This is a genomic window from Clostridium sp. BIOML-A1, assembly GCF_009874105.1.
Taxonomy (GTDB): domain Bacteria; phylum Bacillota; class Clostridia; order Lachnospirales; family Lachnospiraceae; genus Coprococcus.
The window spans coordinates 49,159-68,015 of the sequence record NZ_WWTL01000012.1; the positions used below are offsets into that span (position 1 = coordinate 49,159).

Annotated in this window: 17 protein-coding genes and 1 other annotated feature; of the genes, 13 read left to right on the top strand and 4 right to left on the bottom strand. The window is 42.2% G+C overall.

Annotated elements, in window-relative coordinates:
* Window positions 1-75: 75 nt before the first annotated feature.
* From aguA to GT641_RS10190, 4 genes are all read right to left on the bottom strand, one after another.
* Entirely contained in the window at window positions 76-1,173 is a 1,098-nt protein-coding gene (gene aguA, locus GT641_RS10175) for an agmatine deiminase (RefSeq protein WP_161117444.1), read from the bottom strand.
* A 205-nt stretch (window positions 1,174-1,378) separates the two neighbouring features.
* Window positions 1,379-2,671, bottom strand: a complete 1,293-nt coding sequence (locus GT641_RS10180) for a serpin family protein (RefSeq protein ID WP_044944559.1) — start codon at window positions 2,669-2,671, stop codon at window positions 1,379-1,381.
* 166 nt (window positions 2,672-2,837) lie between these two features.
* Window positions 2,838-3,458 carry a hypothetical protein gene (locus tag GT641_RS10185; RefSeq protein ID WP_008399983.1) on the bottom strand — a complete coding sequence of 207 codons (621 nt, stop codon included), beginning with the start codon at window positions 3,456-3,458 and terminating at the stop codon, window positions 2,838-2,840.
* Window positions 3,442-3,930, bottom strand: a complete 489-nt coding sequence (locus GT641_RS10190) for a sigma-70 family RNA polymerase sigma factor (RefSeq protein ID WP_243143741.1) — start codon at window positions 3,928-3,930, stop codon at window positions 3,442-3,444. The genes GT641_RS10185 and GT641_RS10190 overlap by 17 nt, the downstream gene beginning before the upstream one ends.
* 159 nt (window positions 3,931-4,089) lie before the next feature.
* Here GT641_RS10190 and crcB point away from each other — a divergent pair, with 159 nt between their 5' ends.
* The 13 genes from crcB (at window position 4,090) to GT641_RS10255 (ending at window position 18,656) form a co-directional block, all read left to right on the top strand.
* On the top strand, window positions 4,090-4,452 hold the full coding sequence (gene crcB / locus GT641_RS10195; protein ID WP_008399981.1) for a fluoride efflux transporter CrcB: 363 nt from the start codon (window positions 4,090-4,092) through the stop codon (window positions 4,450-4,452).
* Window positions 4,453-4,494: 42 nt separating this feature from the next.
* Entirely contained in the window at window positions 4,495-5,703 is a 1,209-nt protein-coding gene (locus GT641_RS10200; protein ID WP_161117446.1) for an amidohydrolase, read from the top strand.
* Window positions 5,704-6,247: 544 nt separating this feature from the next.
* Window positions 6,248-6,736 carry a pyridoxamine 5'-phosphate oxidase family protein gene (locus GT641_RS10205; RefSeq protein ID WP_243143742.1) on the top strand — a complete coding sequence of 163 codons (489 nt, stop codon included), beginning with the start codon at window positions 6,248-6,250 and terminating at the stop codon, window positions 6,734-6,736.
* A 160-nt stretch (window positions 6,737-6,896) separates the two neighbouring features.
* Entirely contained in the window at window positions 6,897-7,379 is a 483-nt protein-coding gene (locus GT641_RS10210; RefSeq protein ID WP_119962789.1) for an HD domain-containing protein, read from the top strand.
* Window positions 7,380-7,887: 508 nt separating this feature from the next.
* Complete coding sequence (locus GT641_RS10215) at window positions 7,888-9,294, top strand: amidophosphoribosyltransferase (protein WP_161117447.1); 1,407 nt, start codon at window positions 7,888-7,890, stop codon at window positions 9,292-9,294.
* 87 nt (window positions 9,295-9,381) lie between these two features.
* Window positions 9,382-9,647: a binding site (T-box leader), on the top strand.
* Between the two features lie 133 nt (window positions 9,648-9,780).
* Window positions 9,781-11,502 carry a carbon starvation CstA family protein gene (locus GT641_RS10220; RefSeq protein WP_008399974.1) on the top strand — a complete coding sequence of 574 codons (1,722 nt, stop codon included), beginning with the start codon at window positions 9,781-9,783 and terminating at the stop codon, window positions 11,500-11,502.
* A 619-nt stretch (window positions 11,503-12,121) separates the two neighbouring features.
* Complete coding sequence (locus tag GT641_RS10225) at window positions 12,122-12,685, top strand: alpha/beta hydrolase (RefSeq protein ID WP_161117448.1); 564 nt, start codon at window positions 12,122-12,124, stop codon at window positions 12,683-12,685.
* A gap of 315 nt (window positions 12,686-13,000) precedes the next feature.
* A complete protein-coding gene (locus tag GT641_RS10230; RefSeq protein WP_161117449.1) occupies window positions 13,001-13,387 on the top strand; it encodes a MerR family transcriptional regulator in 387 nt (128 codons plus the stop codon).
* A gap of 5 nt (window positions 13,388-13,392) precedes the next feature.
* Window positions 13,393-15,147 carry a 1-deoxy-D-xylulose-5-phosphate synthase gene (locus GT641_RS10235; protein ID WP_161117450.1) on the top strand — a complete coding sequence of 585 codons (1,755 nt, stop codon included), beginning with the start codon at window positions 13,393-13,395 and terminating at the stop codon, window positions 15,145-15,147.
* Between the two features lie 359 nt (window positions 15,148-15,506).
* Window positions 15,507-16,070: an alkyl hydroperoxide reductase subunit C gene (gene ahpC, locus GT641_RS10240; RefSeq protein WP_161117451.1), complete on the top strand. Its 564-nt coding sequence runs from the start codon at window positions 15,507-15,509 to the stop codon at window positions 16,068-16,070.
* A gap of 2 nt (window positions 16,071-16,072) precedes the next feature.
* Window positions 16,073-17,818, top strand: coding sequence for an FAD-dependent oxidoreductase (locus tag GT641_RS10245; RefSeq protein WP_161117452.1), 1,746 nt, complete (start codon window positions 16,073-16,075; stop codon window positions 17,816-17,818).
* 173 nt (window positions 17,819-17,991) lie between these two features.
* Entirely contained in the window at window positions 17,992-18,339 is a 348-nt protein-coding gene (locus tag GT641_RS10250) for a type II toxin-antitoxin system RelE/ParE family toxin (RefSeq protein WP_008399964.1), read from the top strand.
* Between the two features lie 5 nt (window positions 18,340-18,344).
* Window positions 18,345-18,656 (top strand): helix-turn-helix domain-containing protein, encoded by a 312-nt coding sequence (locus tag GT641_RS10255; RefSeq protein WP_161117453.1) that lies wholly within the window; start codon window positions 18,345-18,347, stop codon window positions 18,654-18,656.
* Window positions 18,657-18,857 lie beyond the last annotated feature (201 nt).

Below are 18,857 nucleotides of genomic sequence, written 5' to 3' on the forward strand. Positions count from 1 at the left end.
ATGAATTTGATTCTCCTGTACGATCTTTTTTATATAGTACGATTTATATATAACAGGTAAAGCTCCATATGTCGTTTATACTTTCGGCTGCTGTTGGGTGATACAGTGGATGTTACCGCCGCCGTAAGCAATTTCTTCGGTACGGACACCGACAACCTTACGTTCCGGGAACATGGACTGCACCTGACGGATTGCAAGAGCGTCATTTTCGTCACCGTACTGTGGCAGGATGATGCCGCCATTTACGATCAGAAAATTCAGATAAGAGGCGATCGCAAGGTCACCGTTTTTTCTTGGAGTGCTGCCGGGAACTGCATCGACTGTTTCCATGCCCTTCAGATAAACCGGAGCTTTGGTTGTACAGAGCTTATGGACGATCAGCTTCCTGCCTTTGGCATCTACAGCATTTGACAGGGTGCGGTAAGCGGCCTGTGCTTCTTTATAGAATGGGTCAGTCGGATCATCCGTATAGATGCAGGCAACTTCACCGGGACGGATGAAGCAGGCAACATCATCGATATGTCCATTTGTCTCGTCGGGATCGATGCCGTCCTTGATCCAGATGATCGTATCGACATTCAGATAATCTTTTAATTTCTGCTCGATCTGAGCTTTTGTGAGATGAGGATTTCTTCCCTTTGACAGCAGGCACATCTCGGTGGTGATCAGTGTACCTTCCCCATCGACATGAAAAGAGCCGCCCTCTAATACGAAATCATCGGTTCGGTAAGAATCAATCTGTTCCAGTTCGCAGATCTTGGATGCGATCCGGTCGTCCTTATCCCAAGGAAAATACAATCCGTCGACCAGTCCGCCCCAGGCATTGAAGGTCCAGTCACAGGCGCGGGTTTCGCCTTTATCATTTATCAGAAAAGATGGTCCCATATCTCTGCACCATGCATCGTTGCTGCTCATTTCAACGATCCGTACGCCGGCAGGCAGCATGGCTTTTGCATGTTCATATTGTGCGGCAGATACGCACATCGTAACAGGCTCGAATTCTGAGATCGCAGCAGCTACATTTGCAAATGTTTTTTGTGCCGGTTTCGCACCGGCTCTCCAGTTGTCGGTTCGTTCCGGCCAGATCATAAAGATCTGCTTTTGTTCTTCAAATTCTCCCGGCATACGGAAACCGTCAGCCTTCGGGGTAGAGTTTATAATACGTTTCGCCATTCATGTATCCTCCTTGTATCGTAAATGAAATATCCATATCGTGTTTGAAAAATCATCTCCTGAAGGCAGGAGATTTTTCAGTCTTATATTTGATAAAACAAAAAACGGAGCAACTCATTTTCTGAATTGCTCCGTTGCATGTGTCTGTATTTATTTCTTATTACGATAGCACAGAGATTATTGAAAATCAATATGGAATTGGATCTTACAGATCATTTACCCGTCCCATGAACAGGATCATTCCGGTATCCTGATCTTCAATGACATAGACAAATGGCTGGTCAACGATGAAGTTATAGGTTTCTTCCGGTGGCATCATAGCAGTTTCCTTTATTATGATATCCGTCTCCGCGGCAGCCTTTGTTCCGTTTTCATCAACGATCACTTTTGCTTTGTGAGAAACGGAAGATACCGCGATGCCATCTGCGATCTTTGAGAAATCAGCAAAAGCATATGCAGACCGGATTCCAAGTCTGTTCAGGATATCATCCAGACCGTTGATACTCTGTTCATCTGTGAATTTTGGAAGTTGAATGGTCTCTATCTCAGGAGAATCAGCATTATCCAGAGAGTCGATAAGTGCCTGTTTCTCATCACTGCTTAAAGCATCGAACAGGTTGGTGATCGTATCGCCTTCTTTAGATGGAAGGAATACTTTCATTACAACAGAATCACCATCGTAAGGAAGTACGATTCCTTTTATCGATCCGTTATCCGCATAAGAGAATCGTTCATCGTACAGATGCATCATTGGTACGGTAGAATCTCCGCTGGTTCCGTGGAAAGTATCATCGTATGTGTTATCCTCTGTAAATGGTGTCTGCCATTTTCCTTCAAAGTAAACTGCATTAATGAGCATCATAACAGTATTTGTCGGAAGTTCATTCATGATGGATGGGATCATCTGATTTGTATGTTCATTTACCCAGTTGTTTACATCCTTCACAACCTGATCGGCATGATCCGTAAAATCGGCTTCATATATCTCACCATGGTAATAGGTCTTGGCCGGAAGTAGAAAATCATCTGAGATATTAGACGCCCAGTCTTTTCCGGTGGTCATCCAGATGGAATTTGCAGTATTTACATATGTCTGCTTGGACCAGTCTTTGTTCAGATAGCTTTGCATTTCTGTATTCCAGGTTGAAAGATCTTTGATGCCAAGTGTTGATTCCAGTTCCGTTTTCGTTTCGCCCCCGGCACCCTGATCGAGCATGGACAGTGCGCTGGAAATACTGTAAGGGGAATAAAAACAGTTGCTGTCTTTTGGAAGTGCATCATACAGGTCAAATGCAAAATTGTTGACACCGTTTTTAAGTTCCTCATAGGAATCGACGGGCGCCGGTTTTGCTCCGACTGCGATGTCACTTCCGAGTTCCTTTGATGCTAAAAGTTTTTGTTTGGTGACGCTGCCGCCATTATTATCTGCGTTTCCGCATCCTGCAAGACTTGTGCACAGACATGCACCAAGTAATAAGCTGATTATCTGTTTATTCATAAAAAATCCTCCATTTCTTTCGTGGTTAGATATGAATAATACTAACATATATCAGTGAATAAGAATATTCAAAAATATATATAGTCTTATCAATGTCCGGTTTATTTGCTTCTTTAATTTACATACGAAAGAAAATGGAGGATTTATGGAATTATTTTAAAAATTTTTATTCTTCGGTCACGGAATAGGTGGCAGCTTCATCTGATAAGGATTCCGCATCTACACCGAGATCTTTTTCCGCATTTACAAACCATGCCGGAGTATCGGAAGATACATTCATGTTGTTGAAGATATAAGTACCATCTGCATCAAACAGATATTCGGCATAGCCATAATCATCGGCAGTTCCGCCTATGACGATCACATGTGTGATATGATCGGCATCCGTGTAATCATATCGGAAGTAGGTATCTGTACTGCATTTGTCTGTGATATCGGTCTGCTGTCCGTTCAGGGTGAAATACAGTCTTCCGGCTTTCGCGGTGACATAGGTTTGATCGGTTGATTCGATACGGAAAGACATGGTAGCGTCTTCTGCATCGCATTCGACCTTCGTACCATTTGCAGTAGAGAATACCTTATGCACCCAGGTGCTTCCGGTTGCTGCCAGACAGATGCCATTTGACAGACAGAAGATGGCTGCCAGTCCGGCAACTGCGTAGGAAAGTCTGCGTGTGATCGTGTGGATCCGCAGCTTCTTTGAGCGTTCCGGGGTGATGTTGATGACTGCATCTGAGTGGATCATGTCAAATGTTTTCTTATAGCGTTCTTTATTCTGATTGTTCATAGTCCCAAGCCTCCTTTAGGGTGTCGCGAAGCACGGTACGTCCGCGGTTTAACCGGACCTTTACGTTGCTTTCGCTGATCTTTAGAATGTCTGCAATTTCCTTAATGGAATAGTTTTCATAATAAAACAGATGGATCACTGTCCGGTATTTTTCCGGCAGCTTCATGACTGTTTCAAATAATTCCTGGCTTTCAGTATCAGAAAAATTCAGTTGTTCCATATAATCTTCCAATGATGTCCGGTTCCTGTGCCAGAAGGTGCGAAGCATATTTTTTGACTGATTGATCGTAACCCGGATCAGCCATGCCCGGATATGCATTTCATCGTTAAAATCCGCGGCACCTGAATGATAGCGTAGAAATGTTTCCTGAACAACATCTTCGGCATCCTCCCGGTTTTGACAAATGGAAAATGCAATGCGGAACAGATTGTCCTGATACATTTGTATAACAGTTTGTGTTGGTAATCGCATAGTCACATCCTCTTTTCTTGTGTTAAAAGGCCTTTCAATAATAACACAATTCATCCGGTTTAAAGGTTACAAAAATACAAATTATACTTGCATAAAATTTGTATTGTTTTATCATTTGATAGTGTAGGTATGAAATGACAGAAAGAGAGAAAAGATAAAATGGTAAAATGTTTGTTAGTTGGCGTTGGAGGCGGCATAGGTGCAATTCTTCGATATTTGATTGGTTTAATACCGGTGGGAGCACAAAACAACTTTCCGATAAAAACATTATTGATTAATGTAATAGGAGCATTTGTTATTGGCTTAATTTCTGTGTTGGCAGAAAAGTATCAGGTATCACCACTTCTGGTTTTGACATTAAAGACGGGAGTGTGCGGTGGATTTACGACGTTTTCTACATTTGCACTGGAAACAGATCAATTAATACAGAGCGGGAATTACGGATTTACGATACTTTATATAGGATTAAGTGTGATATTAAGTGTTGCTGCGGTATTTGCTGCACAAATACTTATGAAGTAACGATGAAACGATGAAGATTTATGGGAATAGAGGGCTGACGATATGGATAAGAGAGAGCAATATATAGATAAACAGATTATAGAGCAAATAATGGAACTGCGAAAGCAGCTCCACCGGATCCCGGAGCATTCCATGCAGGAAGTAAAGACAAAACAGTTGCTGATGGATTTCTTAAAATCGCATACAGCATTAGAGATCGTAGATTGTGGGGCATGGTTTTATGCGGTGAAAAGAGCATATGATCGGGTAACCACAGAAAATGATAAAACATTCCATGTGAGTGAAGTGGCTGCGGAAATACCAGAGCAAATGACGGAATATAAGCCACCGATTGCATTTCGGGCAGATATGGATGCGGTATGTGGCAAAGATGGAAAGCCGGGGCATTTCTGTGGACATGATGGACACAGCAGTGTGCTATGTGGACTTGGCTTGTATCTGGACAGCAGAAAAGAGCCGTTGGCACAGGATGTATATCTGATCTTCCAACCGGCGGAGGAGATCGGAAAGGGCGCAGAGCTTTGCAGAAGCCTGATCAAAGAAAAGCATATCGGAGAAATCTATGGCTTTCATAATATACCGGGGAAGCCGCTTGGAACGGTACTTGTGAAGGATGGAACATTTGCATGTGCTTCAACGGGCTTAGAGATCCACATGACAGGAACGCCGAGCCACGCAGCATATCCGGAAGCTGGCAGAAATCCCGGATATGCACTTGCCGGACTTCTGCTTCAGATTGAAGAACTGACAAAGCAGTTTAATGAGACGAAGGGATTTGTCCGCATGACTTTGATTGGGATGAAACTTGGAAGTGAGAACTACGGTGTAGCGGCATCGGACGGGTATCTGAGACTTACCGTTCGAAGCGGAGGTGAACAGGTATTTCGTGAGTATCTGGCAGAGATCCGTAAGCTGGCAGAGGTTATGGCACAGAAGGAAGAACTGGAACTTTCGATAAAGGAGATTGAACGGTTTCCATCTACGGATAATCATGCGGAACAGGTGCAGAAGATCCGGGCGTGTGCGGCTTCTCACCAGATCCCATATATAGAGCTGCCTGAGCCGATGCGCTGGTCGGAGGACTTTGGCTGGTACTTGCAGGAGACAAAGGGCGCATTTTTCGGCATTGGTGATGGAGAGGATTATGCTCAGCTTCACACGGAACATTTTGAATTTCCCGATTCCATACTTGAAACCGCAGTTACTATGTTTGCCGGGTTGTGTGTTGACATAAAAGAGGGGGAATGTTAATATAATATCAAAAGATGCTACCGATAGACGGTTAGCCTTGATAATGTTTTGGTCACAAAAAGGACCGCTCACAGTTTACCGGGCTGGGCGGTTTTTTTGTGCCTATTTATTGCTCTTAGAACCAACGGTATAACCAAGAGCAAAGCAAGTAATGCATAAGCTGATAATGGCTATAAAAAGCTCCGTTGTAAGCATAAGCACCGACCTCCTCAACAGATTTCCATAAATGGATTTCTATGTAAACACAGGCTATAACTCCTGTGGAGAAGACTGACCGCCTACCGAATAGGGTAGCACCGTGATTATTATATCAAACAAATGTTCTGCATGCAACTTTAAATAATTATAAATGCTCACTTGTCAGATAACATAAAGCTGGTATATAATGAAAAAAGAGCAGAGAGGTTCGACGATGTGCGAATTCTCTGTTTTTTTACTTTATAGGAAAGTATGCCCTATTCATAAGTCTATTGTTGATGATTGAGGGATGGGAAATAAGTCTTTAATAATAATTTAAGCCCAATGTGGCTAAAAGGAGAACATAATGAACAGACCAATGAGAAGACAAAAATGTGAAGTTACAGATCCGGTGAAGATCGAGCAGATCATAAAGAAAGCAGGCGTGGTTCATCTTGGGATGGTGGATGAGGGAAAGGCATACATCGTTCCATTGCATTATGGATATATTTATAAGGATGGAGGACTTACGTTATATATGCATGGCGCAACGGAAGGACGCAAATATGACGTGATCGCAGCTAATCCAAATGTATTTATCGAGATTGATACAGATATGGTACTGACCAGTGGTGGTGAAGTTCCATGTGAATATGGGGCATATTATGCTTGCGTGATGGGTGAAGGAACTGCCAGCATTCTGACCGATGTTGATGAGAAGGTTATGGGACTGGAGCTTCTTATGAAGAACCAGACAGGAAGAGATTTTATCATTACAGAGTCAATGACAAAATCAGTAAATGTGATCAAAGTTGTTATTCCCGAATTATCGGTAAAAATGAATCAAAAAAAATGAAAAGAACATTAAGAAAAAGTAATAGTTTATCACATATAAATTGTGCTATCATGGGTAAGAATAAATAGCCGGTTTGAGAAAAAAGCAAGGAATTGGAAAATAGTTGGCAGTAGTTGAATGATATAAGAGACAGAGATTAGGGAATTCAGGAGAATCCAAAATGGAAGCGAATCGTATCGAAGAAAAAATATATAAATATGGTGTGGATATCCTGGCATCAGAGGGTATGCAGAAAGAAAAAACATTTGTGCAACATGGTTCAATAACCTGTTACGATCATTCCCTGCGGGTGGCGGAGAAAAGTCTGGAGCTTGCAGAGAAATGTTCCGCATATATTGATGAACGGTCGCTGGTGCGTGGAGCACTGCTTCATGATTATTTCTTGTATGACTGGCATGAGAAGGATGGCGGACATCGGCTGCATGGTTTTTTTCATGCAGAACGAGCCTTGCATAATGCCAGACGGGATTTCAATTTGAACTTCATTGAGCGGGATATCATCCGAAAGCATATGTTCCCACTCAACATAACACCTCCAAAGTTCCGGGAGAGCTGGATCGTAACATGGGCGGATAAGTTGTGTGCCGCCGAAGAAACCACCAGAGCCCTTCGCCTTGCCTTTACAAAAACTGCCCGTGGCTGATCATAATACAGCATGCTATATATAGCTATAAAATAACATTGCGCTCGATAAAAAAAGAACAATATCATACACATTTTTATAAGCTGTTTGCAGCCCGATAAATGTATGATGTTGTCTTTTTTTTATTACGTTTTTTGATAGAAATTATTGATTTATGTAAGTACATCCTATAAAATAAAAAAGGTTTTGTAAAAAACGAAGATTTATCACAATAAAAATAGAATCGAATATAACGATATAGGGAAGCGTGAGACAGGCGGTTTTATCTGATTTCTATATGTAGACAGAGCGTATTTCATCTATATTTTTCTGTAACAGACCTCTTTTTACGCCGGTCCTTAGCGATCTGCGATTAGCAGAGAGCTTAGTACCGTTGCGTAAAAATAGAACGCAAGTGTTTTGTGGAAGAAAGAATATAGAGGGAATTCGCTCGTCCGTATTGGAAATAAAACCGCCGTCCGTAGGCGTTATATCGGTTCAGGAGTTTTAGAAAAGCGAGGAAAAGGCAATGGGCGGATTTTTTGGCGTAGCATCAAAGCAGGATTGTGTATTTGATTTGTTCTTTGGTATCGACTACCATTCACATCTGGGAACAAGACGAGGCGGAATGGCAGTATATGGAGAAGACGGATTTAATCGTGCGATCCACAATATTGAGAATGCACCATTTCGTACAAAATTTGACAAAGATGTTCAGGAAATGAGTGGTCATATGGGAATCGGATGTATCTCTGATTACGAACCGCAGCCATTGATCGTACGTTCTCATCATGGCACTTATGCACTTACAACAGTCAGTAAGATCAATAACACAGGTGAACTTACAAAGATGCTGTTCAAAAATGGACATTCCCACTTCTTAGAAATGAGCGGCGGCGATATCAATGCAACGGAGCTGATCGCAGCACTGATCAATCAGAAGGAAAATCTGATCGAAGGAATTCAGTTTGCGCTTGATTCTATCGATGGTTCTGTATCCATTCTGTTGATGAATCAGGCGGGAATCTATGCAGCCCGTGACAAATACGGCAGAACTCCGGTTGTCATCGGTAAGAAAGAAGATGCCTATTGTATAACCTTTGAGAATTTTGCATATAAAAATCTTGGATATAAGGACTATAAGGAACTTGGACCGGGAGAGATCGCTGTCGTGACAGACAAGAACTGTATCACGTTGGTCAATCCGAATAAAGAAATGAAGATCTGTACCTTCCTCTGGGTATATTATGGTTATCCATCCAGTTCCTATGAGGGCACAAGTGTAGAGCAGATGCGGTATAATTGTGGTAAGGCGATGGCGAAGCGTGATAATGTAAAGCCGGATATCGTAGCCGGGGTACCGGATTCCGGTATTGCTCATGCAATCGGCTACGCAAATGAATCAGGAATCCCATTTTCCAGACCATTTATCAAATATACACCGACCTGGCCACGTTCCTTCATGCCAACGATCCAGAGTAAGAGAAATCTGATCGCAAAGATGAAGCTGTTAGCAGTGGATGAGCTGATCCGTGATAAGAGCCTTCTGCTGATCGATGATTCGATCGTACGTGGAACCCAGCTTCGTGAAACAACTGAATTCTTATATGAGAGTGGTGCGAAGGAAGTACATATCCGTCCGGCCTGCCCTCCGTTATTATACGGATGTAAATATCTGAATTTCTCCCGTTCATCATCAGAAATGGATCTGATCACCCGTCGTGTGATCGATCGTCTGGAGAATGGAAATGTAACCGATGAGGTATTACAGGAGTATGCAGATCCGGAATCTGAGAAATACGAAACAATGGTTGAGGAGATCCGTAAGGAACTGAACTTTACATCATTGCGTTTCAATCGCTTGGACGATATGCTGGAATCCGTTGGAATCGATAAGTGCAAGCTGTGTACTTATTGTTGGGATGGTAAAGAATAGGGAAAAATCATTCAGAAAAAGTCAAAAAAATTTAAAATCGCTCTTGACAACAAAAAAACAGAGTGCTAAATTAGCAGTTAACAAAGAGCAAATGCAACGAACAGAATACGATCATTAAAAAAGGAGTATTTCAGAGAGCCGTCGGGTGGTGTGAGACGGTGTATGTTTTTAGTGATTATCCTCTGCGAGCAGTGCACTGAATTCCAGATATGGACATTAGGTGTCACCGGTTTTCTACCGTTACAAAGAAACTTATTTCTACAGTGTGAGCTTATGAGATGAGGTTGAGTGGTCATTTTTTTGAATGGCAAATAAAGTGGTAACGCGGAAGTTTAATGGCTTTCGTCTTTATGAAATTACATGAAGACGAAAGCTTTTTTTAATTTATAGGAAAGGTCGTCCTATAAAAGATATGTTTTTGTATAAACTCTTTGTGAACATACTATAATCAAGTATCTGCCACATGGCGGAAGGAAGGAGAATGATATGAATAGTTTGGTAATTATTCTTATCGCAGTAGTAGTTTTAGGAGCTGGCTATCTGGGTTACGGAAGATGGCTTGCTAAGAAATGGGGCATAGATGCAAATGCAAAGACCCCGGCCGTTGCAAATGAAGATGGAAAGGATTATGTACCATCATCAAAGCTTACAGTATTTGCACATCAGTTTTCATCCATCGCAGGTGCGGGACCTGTACAGGGACCAATCATTGCGGCAATGTTTGGATGGGTACCGGTTTTACTCTGGCTGCTTGTCGGAGGCGTATTCTTCGGTGCAGTGCAGGATTTCGGTTCTCTGTATGCATCCGTTAAAAATGAGGGTAAGTCCATCGGACTTGTTATTGAGAAGTACATAGGCAAGGCAGGAAGAAGATTCTTCTCGCTGTTCTGCTGGCTCTTTACACTTCTTGTTATTGCAGCCTTTACATCTATGGTTTCATCAACATTTAACGGATTTACAACAGGTGCTGACGGAGCAGTAACAAAGAACTTTAACGGCGCAGCAGCCGCTACAGTATCTATGTTATTCATTGTTGTCGCTATGGTGCTCGGTGTTGTTATGAAGACCTGCAAGAATATGAAGGAGTGGGTGAAAGCAATCGTAGCTATCGCCCTCATCGTTGCAATGTTTGCAGTAGGTATGAAGCTTCCTTGGTACTTAAACGGTGACCAGTGGAACTACGTTATCATGGCATATCTGTTCCTTGCATCCGTACTTCCTATGTGGTTACTTATGCAGCCAAGAGATTACATGACAACATTCATGCTTGTTGGTATGTTGGTTGGAGCATTTGTCGGTGTTCTGGTTGGACATCCGAATATGGGACTGAACGCTTTCAATGGTTTCACAATTGTATCGTCAACAGGTGCTAAGAGTTATCTGTTCCCAACACTGTTTGTAACGATCGCCTGTGGTGCGGTTTCCGGTTTCCACAGCCTTGTTTCATCAGGAACATCATCGAAGACGATCAGAAATGAAAAAGATATGTTATTTGTAGGTTATGGCGCAATGATCCTTGAGACACTCCTCGGTGTTATCTCATTGATCGTAGTTGGTGCAGTAGCAGTTGGAGGAAAAGCACCGGAAGGACTTACACCATTCCAGATCTTCTCACAGGGTATCGCAGGTTTCCTTGAGAAGTTCGGACTTCCAAATTCAGTAGCGAATGTATTCATGACCATGTGTGTATCAGCACTTGCTCTTACATCACTTGATTCAGTCGCACGTATCGGACGTATGTCATTCCAGGAGCTGTTCATGGGAGATACTACAGATCCATCCCAGATGCCTGTATGGCAGAAGATTCTTACAAATAAGTATTTAGCTACAGTTATAACATTGTTCTTTGGTTACCTTCTCTGCAAGGGTGGATATTCAAATGTATGGCCACTCTTCGGATCAGCAAACCAGATGCTTGCAGCACTTGTACTGATCGGTGTAGCAGTATTCCTCAAGGCAACAAGCAGAAAGCATGCAATGCTTTATCCACCAATGCTTATAATGCTTGCTGTAACATTTACAGCTATCGTTCTCAACGTAATCGGAAATATCCAGAAGTTCCAGGCCGGAACCGGTACATTCCTTGTTGAAGGACTTCAGCTCATTGTTGCAGTATTCCTTATCGTACTTGGTATCATTGTAGCAATTACATGTATCAGAAAACTTGTTCTTATGAAGAATGAGAAGACTGCTGAAAAGGAAGCATAAAATAATATTCAAATAAAAAAACAATAAACGTAAAATAAATAATAATTCTAAATCGTAAAAAATAATATTCATTAAAAACTGTGGCGTGGAAGATATACAGATATCCTCCCACCACAGTTTTTGCGTTATAGAGAGGTATATAATACAAACAATATAATCAGGGAATTCTCTATATGATATAGGATAATTATTTTTTAAAAGTAAGAGCTGCCCTTAAAATACTATGGAATTGACAATCTTTATCAAAACGCGTATGTTTAATTAAATGTTAGTTTATAACTGGATAAAATCAGTTCAAGATAAAAGCAAATAAATCGTCTATTTAAGCAGATAGAGTTTATAATAAAACATGGCACGGGAATTAGCGGTTACCAGTGTGTTTAGCTGAATTATAGCGAGCATTTCGTAAATGAGGAACACACTGGCAGCGAATGCGGTGTGCTGTTTGAGCCCGAAGGGCGAGTTGCACAAAGAGCATGAGCGGATAAGCGGGTGTGACGAATAGAAAGCGGAGCGTATTTGCTAAATACACTGGTAACCGTTAAATTCCCGTGCCATGTTTTATCACAAGAGTAGTGGTTAAATAGACGATTTAGCGAAAAAAACAGGAGGTATGAAGATGAAGCTGGTAGTATGTTTTCCGGGAATCGGCTATCACTGCGACAAGCCACTGTTATATTATGGCAGGCGTGTAGCAGAATCCATAGGATATAAAGAATATAAGAACGTAGAATATGTGAATCGGATCGGAAATGTCAAAGGTGATCCGGTAAAAATGCAGGCAGCATTTGAAGACCTGTACGGACAGACAGAGGAAATATTAAAAGATATAGATTTTTCCGGGTATGACAGCATTTTATTCTTATCAAAAAGTGTAGGAACGATCATTGCGACTACTTATGCAGAACGACATAAGATACCATGCAGGCATGTGTTGTATACTCCGCTTGAGGCGACATTTGACAATTGTTCAGATAATCTGTCGGGGAGAGCGATAGCATTTACGGGAACGGCTGATCCGTGGGTGGAGAGCACCGATGCAATTACAGATCGGTGCCAAAAAGCAGGGATTCCGGTTCATGTGATAGAGGAAGCCAATCATTCTTTAGAGACTGCCAATGTATGGAAGAATCTGAAGAATCTGGAAGACATCATGAAGCTGACGGCAGAATTTATTAAATAATGTGTATTGTTTATTGTGATATATGCCACTGCCGCCTGTATAGCCTGCAGAATCATAGCGAGCATTTCGTAATGAGGAACACGCTGGCAGCGAATGCGGGTGCCTGTCTGAGCCCGAAGGGCGAGTTGCACAGGAGCATAAGCGGATAGGCGCGTGTGACGAGTAGAAAGCGTAGCGTATTCTGCAGGCTATACAGGTGGCAGTGGCATATATCACAATAAACATTGCATCTATAGACTGACAAAAAATATCTTGACTTTGAGCGAACTCCAAGTGTTATAGTAAGGAAAAATCAAATGAAGGATGGTGGCGCAGATGACGATCAAGGAAGTAAGTGAGAAATTTGGTATCTCACAGGATACCCTTCGGTATTATGAGCGTGTAGGGCTGATTCCACCGGTTACAAGAACTCCGAGTGGAAACAGAGATTATCAGGAATCGGATCTTGGCTGGGTAGAAAATGCAGTTTGTATGCGGAATGCCGGCGTTCCGATCGAGGCATTGATTGAATATGTGAAACTGTATCAGATGGGAGATATGACGTTTGAGGCAAGACGGCAGCTATTGCAGGAGCAGTATGACGTATTGCAGGAGCAGAAAGAACAGATCGAGGCGACCATGAAGCGGCTTGCCTATAAGGTATCGCGTTATGAGAAAGCGGTACAGACCGGCGTATTGTCATGGGATAAGGAGGATTGTTAGAAATTATGTATATTGAACAGATTAACGGACCTGAAGATGTAAAAAAATTGAATATAGAAGAAATGACGGCGATGGCAGCAGAGATGCGACAGGCATTGCTGGTTCGTGCAAGTAAGCATGGCGGACATTTTGGACCGAATTTTGGTATGGTAGAAGCAACGATCGCGATGCATTATGTATTTGAGTCGCCAAAGGACAAGATCGTATATGATGTATCCCACCAGAGCTATCCGCATAAGATGCTGACAGGCAGAAAGGATGCTTATCTCTACGAAGAACATTACGATGATGTATCCGGATATACAAATCCAAAAGAAAGTGAGCATGATTTCTTTGAGATCGGACATACATCTACATCTGTCAGTCTTGCCTGTGGCCTTGCGAAAGCCAGAGATCTGAAAAAGGAAGACAGCAACGTGATCGCTGTGATCGGTGATGGTTCATTAAGCGGTGGCGAGGCATTGGAAGGTCTCGACTATGCGGCTGAGCTTGGTGGCAATCTGATCATTGTTGTAAATGATAATGACATGTCGATCGCTGAGAATCATGGTGGTTTATATCAGAATCTGAAACTGCTTCGTGAGACAAATGGGCAGGCAGAATGTAATCTGTTCCGTGCAATGGGACTTGATTATGTATATGTAGATAAAGGAAATGATATTGCTGCATTGATCGCAGCATTTGAATCTGTAAAAGACAGTAAGAAACCGGTTGTCGTGCATATTAAAACTTTAAAAGGAAAAGGCTATGCACCGGCAGAACAGAATAAGGAACAGTGGCATTGGTGTATGCCATTTGACCTTGAAACAGGAAAGTCTTTGATGGAATTTGACGGAGAAGATTATTCCGACGTAACCAGAGATTATCTCTTAAAGAAAATGAAGGAAGATCCATCTGTAGTTACGATCACATCGGCAACACCTACCGTTATGGGATTTACAGAGGATAAGAGAAAAGAAGCGGGCAGCCAGTTTATTGATGTAGGTATCGCAGAGGAGACAGCGGTTGCACTGGCATCCGGTATTGCGGCAAATGGCGGCAAGCCTGTATATGGTGTATACAGTTCATTTATCCAGCGGACATATGATCAGTTGACACAGGATCTGTGTATCAATAACAACCCTGCAACGATCGTTGTATTTGCGGGATCTGTATATGGAATGAATGATGTGACACATCTTGGATTACAGGATATTCCGATGCTTACAAGTATTCCGGGGCTTGTGTATCTGGCACCGACAACCAAAGAGGAATATCTGGCAATGCTTGACTGGAGCGTAGAACAGACAGAGCATCCGGTTGCGATCAAGCTTCCGGGAGCTGCGATGGTATCGGACGGAAAGGCTGTAACAAAGGATTTCAGTCAGTTAAATCAATACGAAGTAACCCGAAAGGGTAGCAAGATTGCCATTATCGGTGCAGGCACCTTCTATCAGCTTGGAACAGATGCGGCAGCGCTGATCGAGGAGCAGACAGGAGTTGCGCCAACCATCATTAACCCACTGTATGTTTCCGGTATGGATGAAGAACTTCTGAATGATCTGAAGAAAGATCATGATATCGTGATCACGTTAGAGGATGGTTATCTGGAAGGCGGCTTCGGTCAGAGAATCGCCGGCTTCTATGGTGATTCTGATATGAAGGTTCTGAATTACGGTTTAAAGAAATTCTTCTATGACCGCTACGATGTAAATGAAGTATTAAAAGAAAATCATCTGACAGCAGAACAGATTGCAGAAGATGTGAAGAAGATTTTATAGTTAGAAATGCCTATCTTGTCTAAAAAAATTAAAGCATAAATGAAGTTTTGGTCTGTCTGTGATTCAGTTCCATTGATATAACATTTGTGAGATTTCGGTATGAGGTGCACATTGTCAGTAAATACGGGTGCTTGTTTGAGCCGAAGGCGAGTTAGCACAGGAGTATTTACGAATCAGACATGTGCAACGAATAGAAATCGTAACGAGTTATTCAATGGAACTGAATCACAGACAGACCAAAACTTTATTTGTTTTCAATGTTATACTTAGACAAGACAGGCATTAGAAATTTAACAGTATAAAAAATCGCTTACAGGTAATATTAATCAGAAATAATGTTTGATAAAGGAGATTAAACAATGTCGATGATTAACAGAGAAGTAAACGATTTTTTTGTGCATGCATATCAAAATGGTGAATTTAAAACAGTAACCAGGGACGACATATTAGGCGGATGGAGTGTATTTTTCTTCTATCCCGCAGATTTTACATTTGTCTGTCCGACGGAGCTGTCAGATCTGCAGGATAAATATGAGGATTTCAAGGCTGCCGACTGTGAGGTTTATTCCATATCAACAGATACGCATTTTGTGCATAAGGCATGGCATGATACATCGGAAAAGATTGGAAAGATCACGTTTCCGATGTTGGCAGATCCAAATCATGAATTATGTGAAGATTTTGAAGTGATGATCGAATCAGATGGGATGGCAGAACGTGGCAGCTTCGTCATCAACCCGGAAGGGCGAATTGTTTCCTATGAAGTCAGTGCAGGAAATGTCGGGCGAAATGCAGATGAACTGTTTCGTAAATTGCAGGCATGCCAGTTTGTTGCGGAGCATGGAGACGAGGTCTGCCCTGCCAAATGGCAGCCGGGAGAAGCTACGCTGCGTCCAAGTCTGGATCTTGTAGGGAGATTGTAAGAATGAAGAATGAAAATATGTATGATGTGGTGATTGCAGGCGCGGGACCGGCGGGGCTTACAGCAGCTATTTATCTGGCGAGAGCCTGTTACCGGGTGCTTGTTGTCGAGAAAGAGAAGATTGGCGGACAGATCACGATCACAGAAGAGGTGGTGAACTATCCGGGAATAGAGAAAACAGATGGAAAATCCCTGACCGCTGCTATGTACAGACAGGCAGAGAATTTTGGTGCAGAATTCCTGATGGCAGAGGTTGAAAAGCTGGATGTAGATGGAGAATATAAAATCGTGCATACAAATAAGGGCGACTTTTCCTGTTATGGAATTCTGCTCGCAACTGGAGCACATCCGAGAATGATCGGATTTGAGGGAGAGAAACGGTTTAAAGGACGGGGCGTAGCTTATTGCGCAACCTGTGATGGAGAGTTTTTCACCGGCAAGGAAATATTTGTTGTGGGTGGCGGTTATGCCGCTGCGGAGGAAAGTGTATTCCTTACCAAGTATGCCAGCCATGTGACGATATTGATCCGGGGCGAAGATTTTTCCTGCCCTAAATCATCGGCGGATAAAGCCAGAGCAAATGAAAAAATTACGGTGCTTACCAGTACTGAGATTGTCCGCGCGGAGGGTGAAGATGTCCTGACAACACTGGTGTATAAAAATGTGAAAACAGGAGAAGAAAGTGTATATCATGCGCCAAAAGGAGATACGTTTGGTATTTTCGTATTTGCCGGATACGAGCCGGAGACTTCGTTGCTGCAGGGAAAAGCAGAGATTGATGAAAAGGGATATGTAATTACGGATGCTTCCGGACAGACCAGTATATCGGGTGTTTATGCGGCTGGCGATGTCTGCCAGAAAAATCTTCGTCAGGTAGTGACGGCAGTCGGTGATGGTGCAGTTGCAGCGACAGAGCTTGAACGGTATGTGGCAGCCATGCAGAAAAAGAATGGAGCAAAGCCATCACGGAATTTGCGGGAAAATAAACAATCAAAGGAGAAGAATGTTACACAGGAGAAAAAGCGTGAAGGAATGCAGCCTGTGGTCGCTGAAAATACCGGATATGAAATGCATAAAACTGGACAACAGAAACAGCCGGAAGCAGAAGATTCATTGTCGGACGAGTTCTTTGATGAAGAGACGGAAAAGCAGTTAGATGAGGTCTTTGACCGCATGGCGCATCCGCTGATCCTGAAATTATATCTGAATCAGAAGCAGGAGTCAGTGCAGCTAAAACAATATATGGAAGCTATGAGCAGACGAACCGAAAAACTCAGTGTAATCGTTGCGGAGGAAGGGGCAGACGGGGATTCTGTTCCGGCAAACGAACGACCATTTGTCAGGATTTTGGGAGAAGACGGAAGTGATACCGGGCTTGGCTTCCATGGTGTACCGGGTGGACATGAATTCACTTCTTTTGTGATTGGCTTATATAATGCTGCCGGACCGGGACAAGAAGTGGATGCACAGATAATGGAGCGTATTCATGCGATCAAAAAGCCGCTTCATATCAAGATTCTTGTAACACTTGCCTGTTCCATGTGCCCCGATCTTGTCATCGCAGCACAGAAAATAGCCGCAGAAAATCCACAGGTTACAGCAGAGATTTACGATGTGATGCTATATCCATCTTATCAGAAACGCTATAAGGTTATGAGCGTACCGTGCCTTGTTGTGAATGATGAACATGTGGCATTTGGAAGAAAGACATTACCGGAGCTATTAGACTATCTGGATGAGATTTTATAAAATAATAGAGCATCTCTTTACTGGATATATATTCGGTAAAGGGATGCTCCTTTTATTTTGAATAATTTGTGATCGTGTAAAATAGGATATTAGACAACACAGATTAAATAAAAAGATTGACACCCTACAAAATAGGGTATACTATTTAGAAAAAAGGAGGGATGAATTAACGAATGATAAGAACATTTATTGAAATACCATTATTTACAAAACGGTGGAAAGAAATAGGGCTTGGGGAAGATGAGTTACGAGCATTGCAAATTATGCTATTAAAAAATCCAGAATCAGGACCGGTAATGGAAGGGACTGGTGGAATACGTAAGGTACGGTTCCCATTAGAAAATAGAGGAAAGAGTGGTAGTGTTCGTGTATGTTATACGGATTTTGCAGAATATGAAGTTACCTATCTAATAACTGCATTTGAAAAGAAAAGTCAGGAAAATCTGACAAATGAAGAAAAAAATGTACTTAAGAAGTTGGTAAAATCTTTGAAAGAGGAAACGGCAAAGAATAGGAGATGATTTCTATGGGTTCATTATTTGATGATTTAAAACAGGGATTGGAAGAAGCAATAGAGTATGAAAAAGGACAGGGAAAAGCTCGCGTAAAAACATATATGATAATGCCAGTGAAAGAATATTCAAATACAGAAATTCGTGAGATCAGGATGCGGGCAGGAATGACACAGGGAGTTTTTGCATCTTATATGGGTGTTTCGAAGAAAACAGTAGAGGCATGGGAGTGTGGCAGAACACACCCAACCGGACCAGCGTTTCGTTTGCTTGATATCTTAGCTTCCGAAGACCTGGATGGAACAGAATTTGTAGTAGCAAAATAATAAGAAGAAAAAATAAAAAGAACGTCCTTCTGCCTGGTATCAATGTTCATTAATATAACATCAGTGAGATTTCGTTGTGCGGTGCACATAACCAGATCAGAGTAAGCTACACTAAGCTCAAACTACGCTAATGCTTGTTTTCACTAAGTGTACTTACATGGCACGCACTAACCTCAGACTTCGCATTAACGCTCGTCTTCA

Bases quoted from the DNA above. Each gene is read 5' to 3' on its own strand.
- GT641_RS10180 (WP_044944559.1), bottom strand. From the start codon at position 2,671: ATGAATAAACAGATAATCAGCTTATTACTTGGTGCATGTCTGTGCACA.
- GT641_RS10190 (WP_243143741.1), bottom strand. From the start codon at position 3,930: ATGCGATTACCAACACAAACTGTTATACAAATGTATCAGGACAATCTG.
- GT641_RS10215 (WP_161117447.1), top strand. From the start codon at position 7,888: ATGGGCGGATTTTTTGGCGTAGCATCAAAGCAGGATTGTGTATTTGAT.
- GT641_RS10250 (WP_008399964.1), top strand. From the start codon at position 17,992: ATGATAAGAACATTTATTGAAATACCATTATTTACAAAACGGTGGAAA.
- ahpC (WP_161117451.1), top strand. From the start codon at position 15,507: ATGTCGATGATTAACAGAGAAGTAAACGATTTTTTTGTGCATGCATAT.
- aguA (WP_161117444.1), bottom strand. From the start codon at position 1,173: ATGGCGAAACGTATTATAAACTCTACCCCGAAGGCTGACGGTTTCCGT.
- GT641_RS10225 (WP_161117448.1), top strand. From the start codon at position 12,122: ATGAAGCTGGTAGTATGTTTTCCGGGAATCGGCTATCACTGCGACAAG.
- GT641_RS10255 (WP_161117453.1), top strand. From the start codon at position 18,345: ATGGGTTCATTATTTGATGATTTAAAACAGGGATTGGAAGAAGCAATA.
- GT641_RS10205 (WP_243143742.1), top strand. From the start codon at position 6,248: ATGAACAGACCAATGAGAAGACAAAAATGTGAAGTTACAGATCCGGTG.
- GT641_RS10210 (WP_119962789.1), top strand. From the start codon at position 6,897: ATGGAAGCGAATCGTATCGAAGAAAAAATATATAAATATGGTGTGGAT.
- crcB (WP_008399981.1), top strand. From the start codon at position 4,090: ATGGTAAAATGTTTGTTAGTTGGCGTTGGAGGCGGCATAGGTGCAATT.
- GT641_RS10200 (WP_161117446.1), top strand. From the start codon at position 4,495: ATGGATAAGAGAGAGCAATATATAGATAAACAGATTATAGAGCAAATA.
- GT641_RS10220 (WP_008399974.1), top strand. From the start codon at position 9,781: ATGAATAGTTTGGTAATTATTCTTATCGCAGTAGTAGTTTTAGGAGCT.
- GT641_RS10235 (WP_161117450.1), top strand. From the start codon at position 13,393: ATGTATATTGAACAGATTAACGGACCTGAAGATGTAAAAAAATTGAAT.
- GT641_RS10245 (WP_161117452.1), top strand. From the start codon at position 16,073: ATGAAGAATGAAAATATGTATGATGTGGTGATTGCAGGCGCGGGACCG.
- GT641_RS10230 (WP_161117449.1), top strand. From the start codon at position 13,001: ATGACGATCAAGGAAGTAAGTGAGAAATTTGGTATCTCACAGGATACC.
- GT641_RS10185 (WP_008399983.1), bottom strand. From the start codon at position 3,458: ATGAACAATCAGAATAAAGAACGCTATAAGAAAACATTTGACATGATC.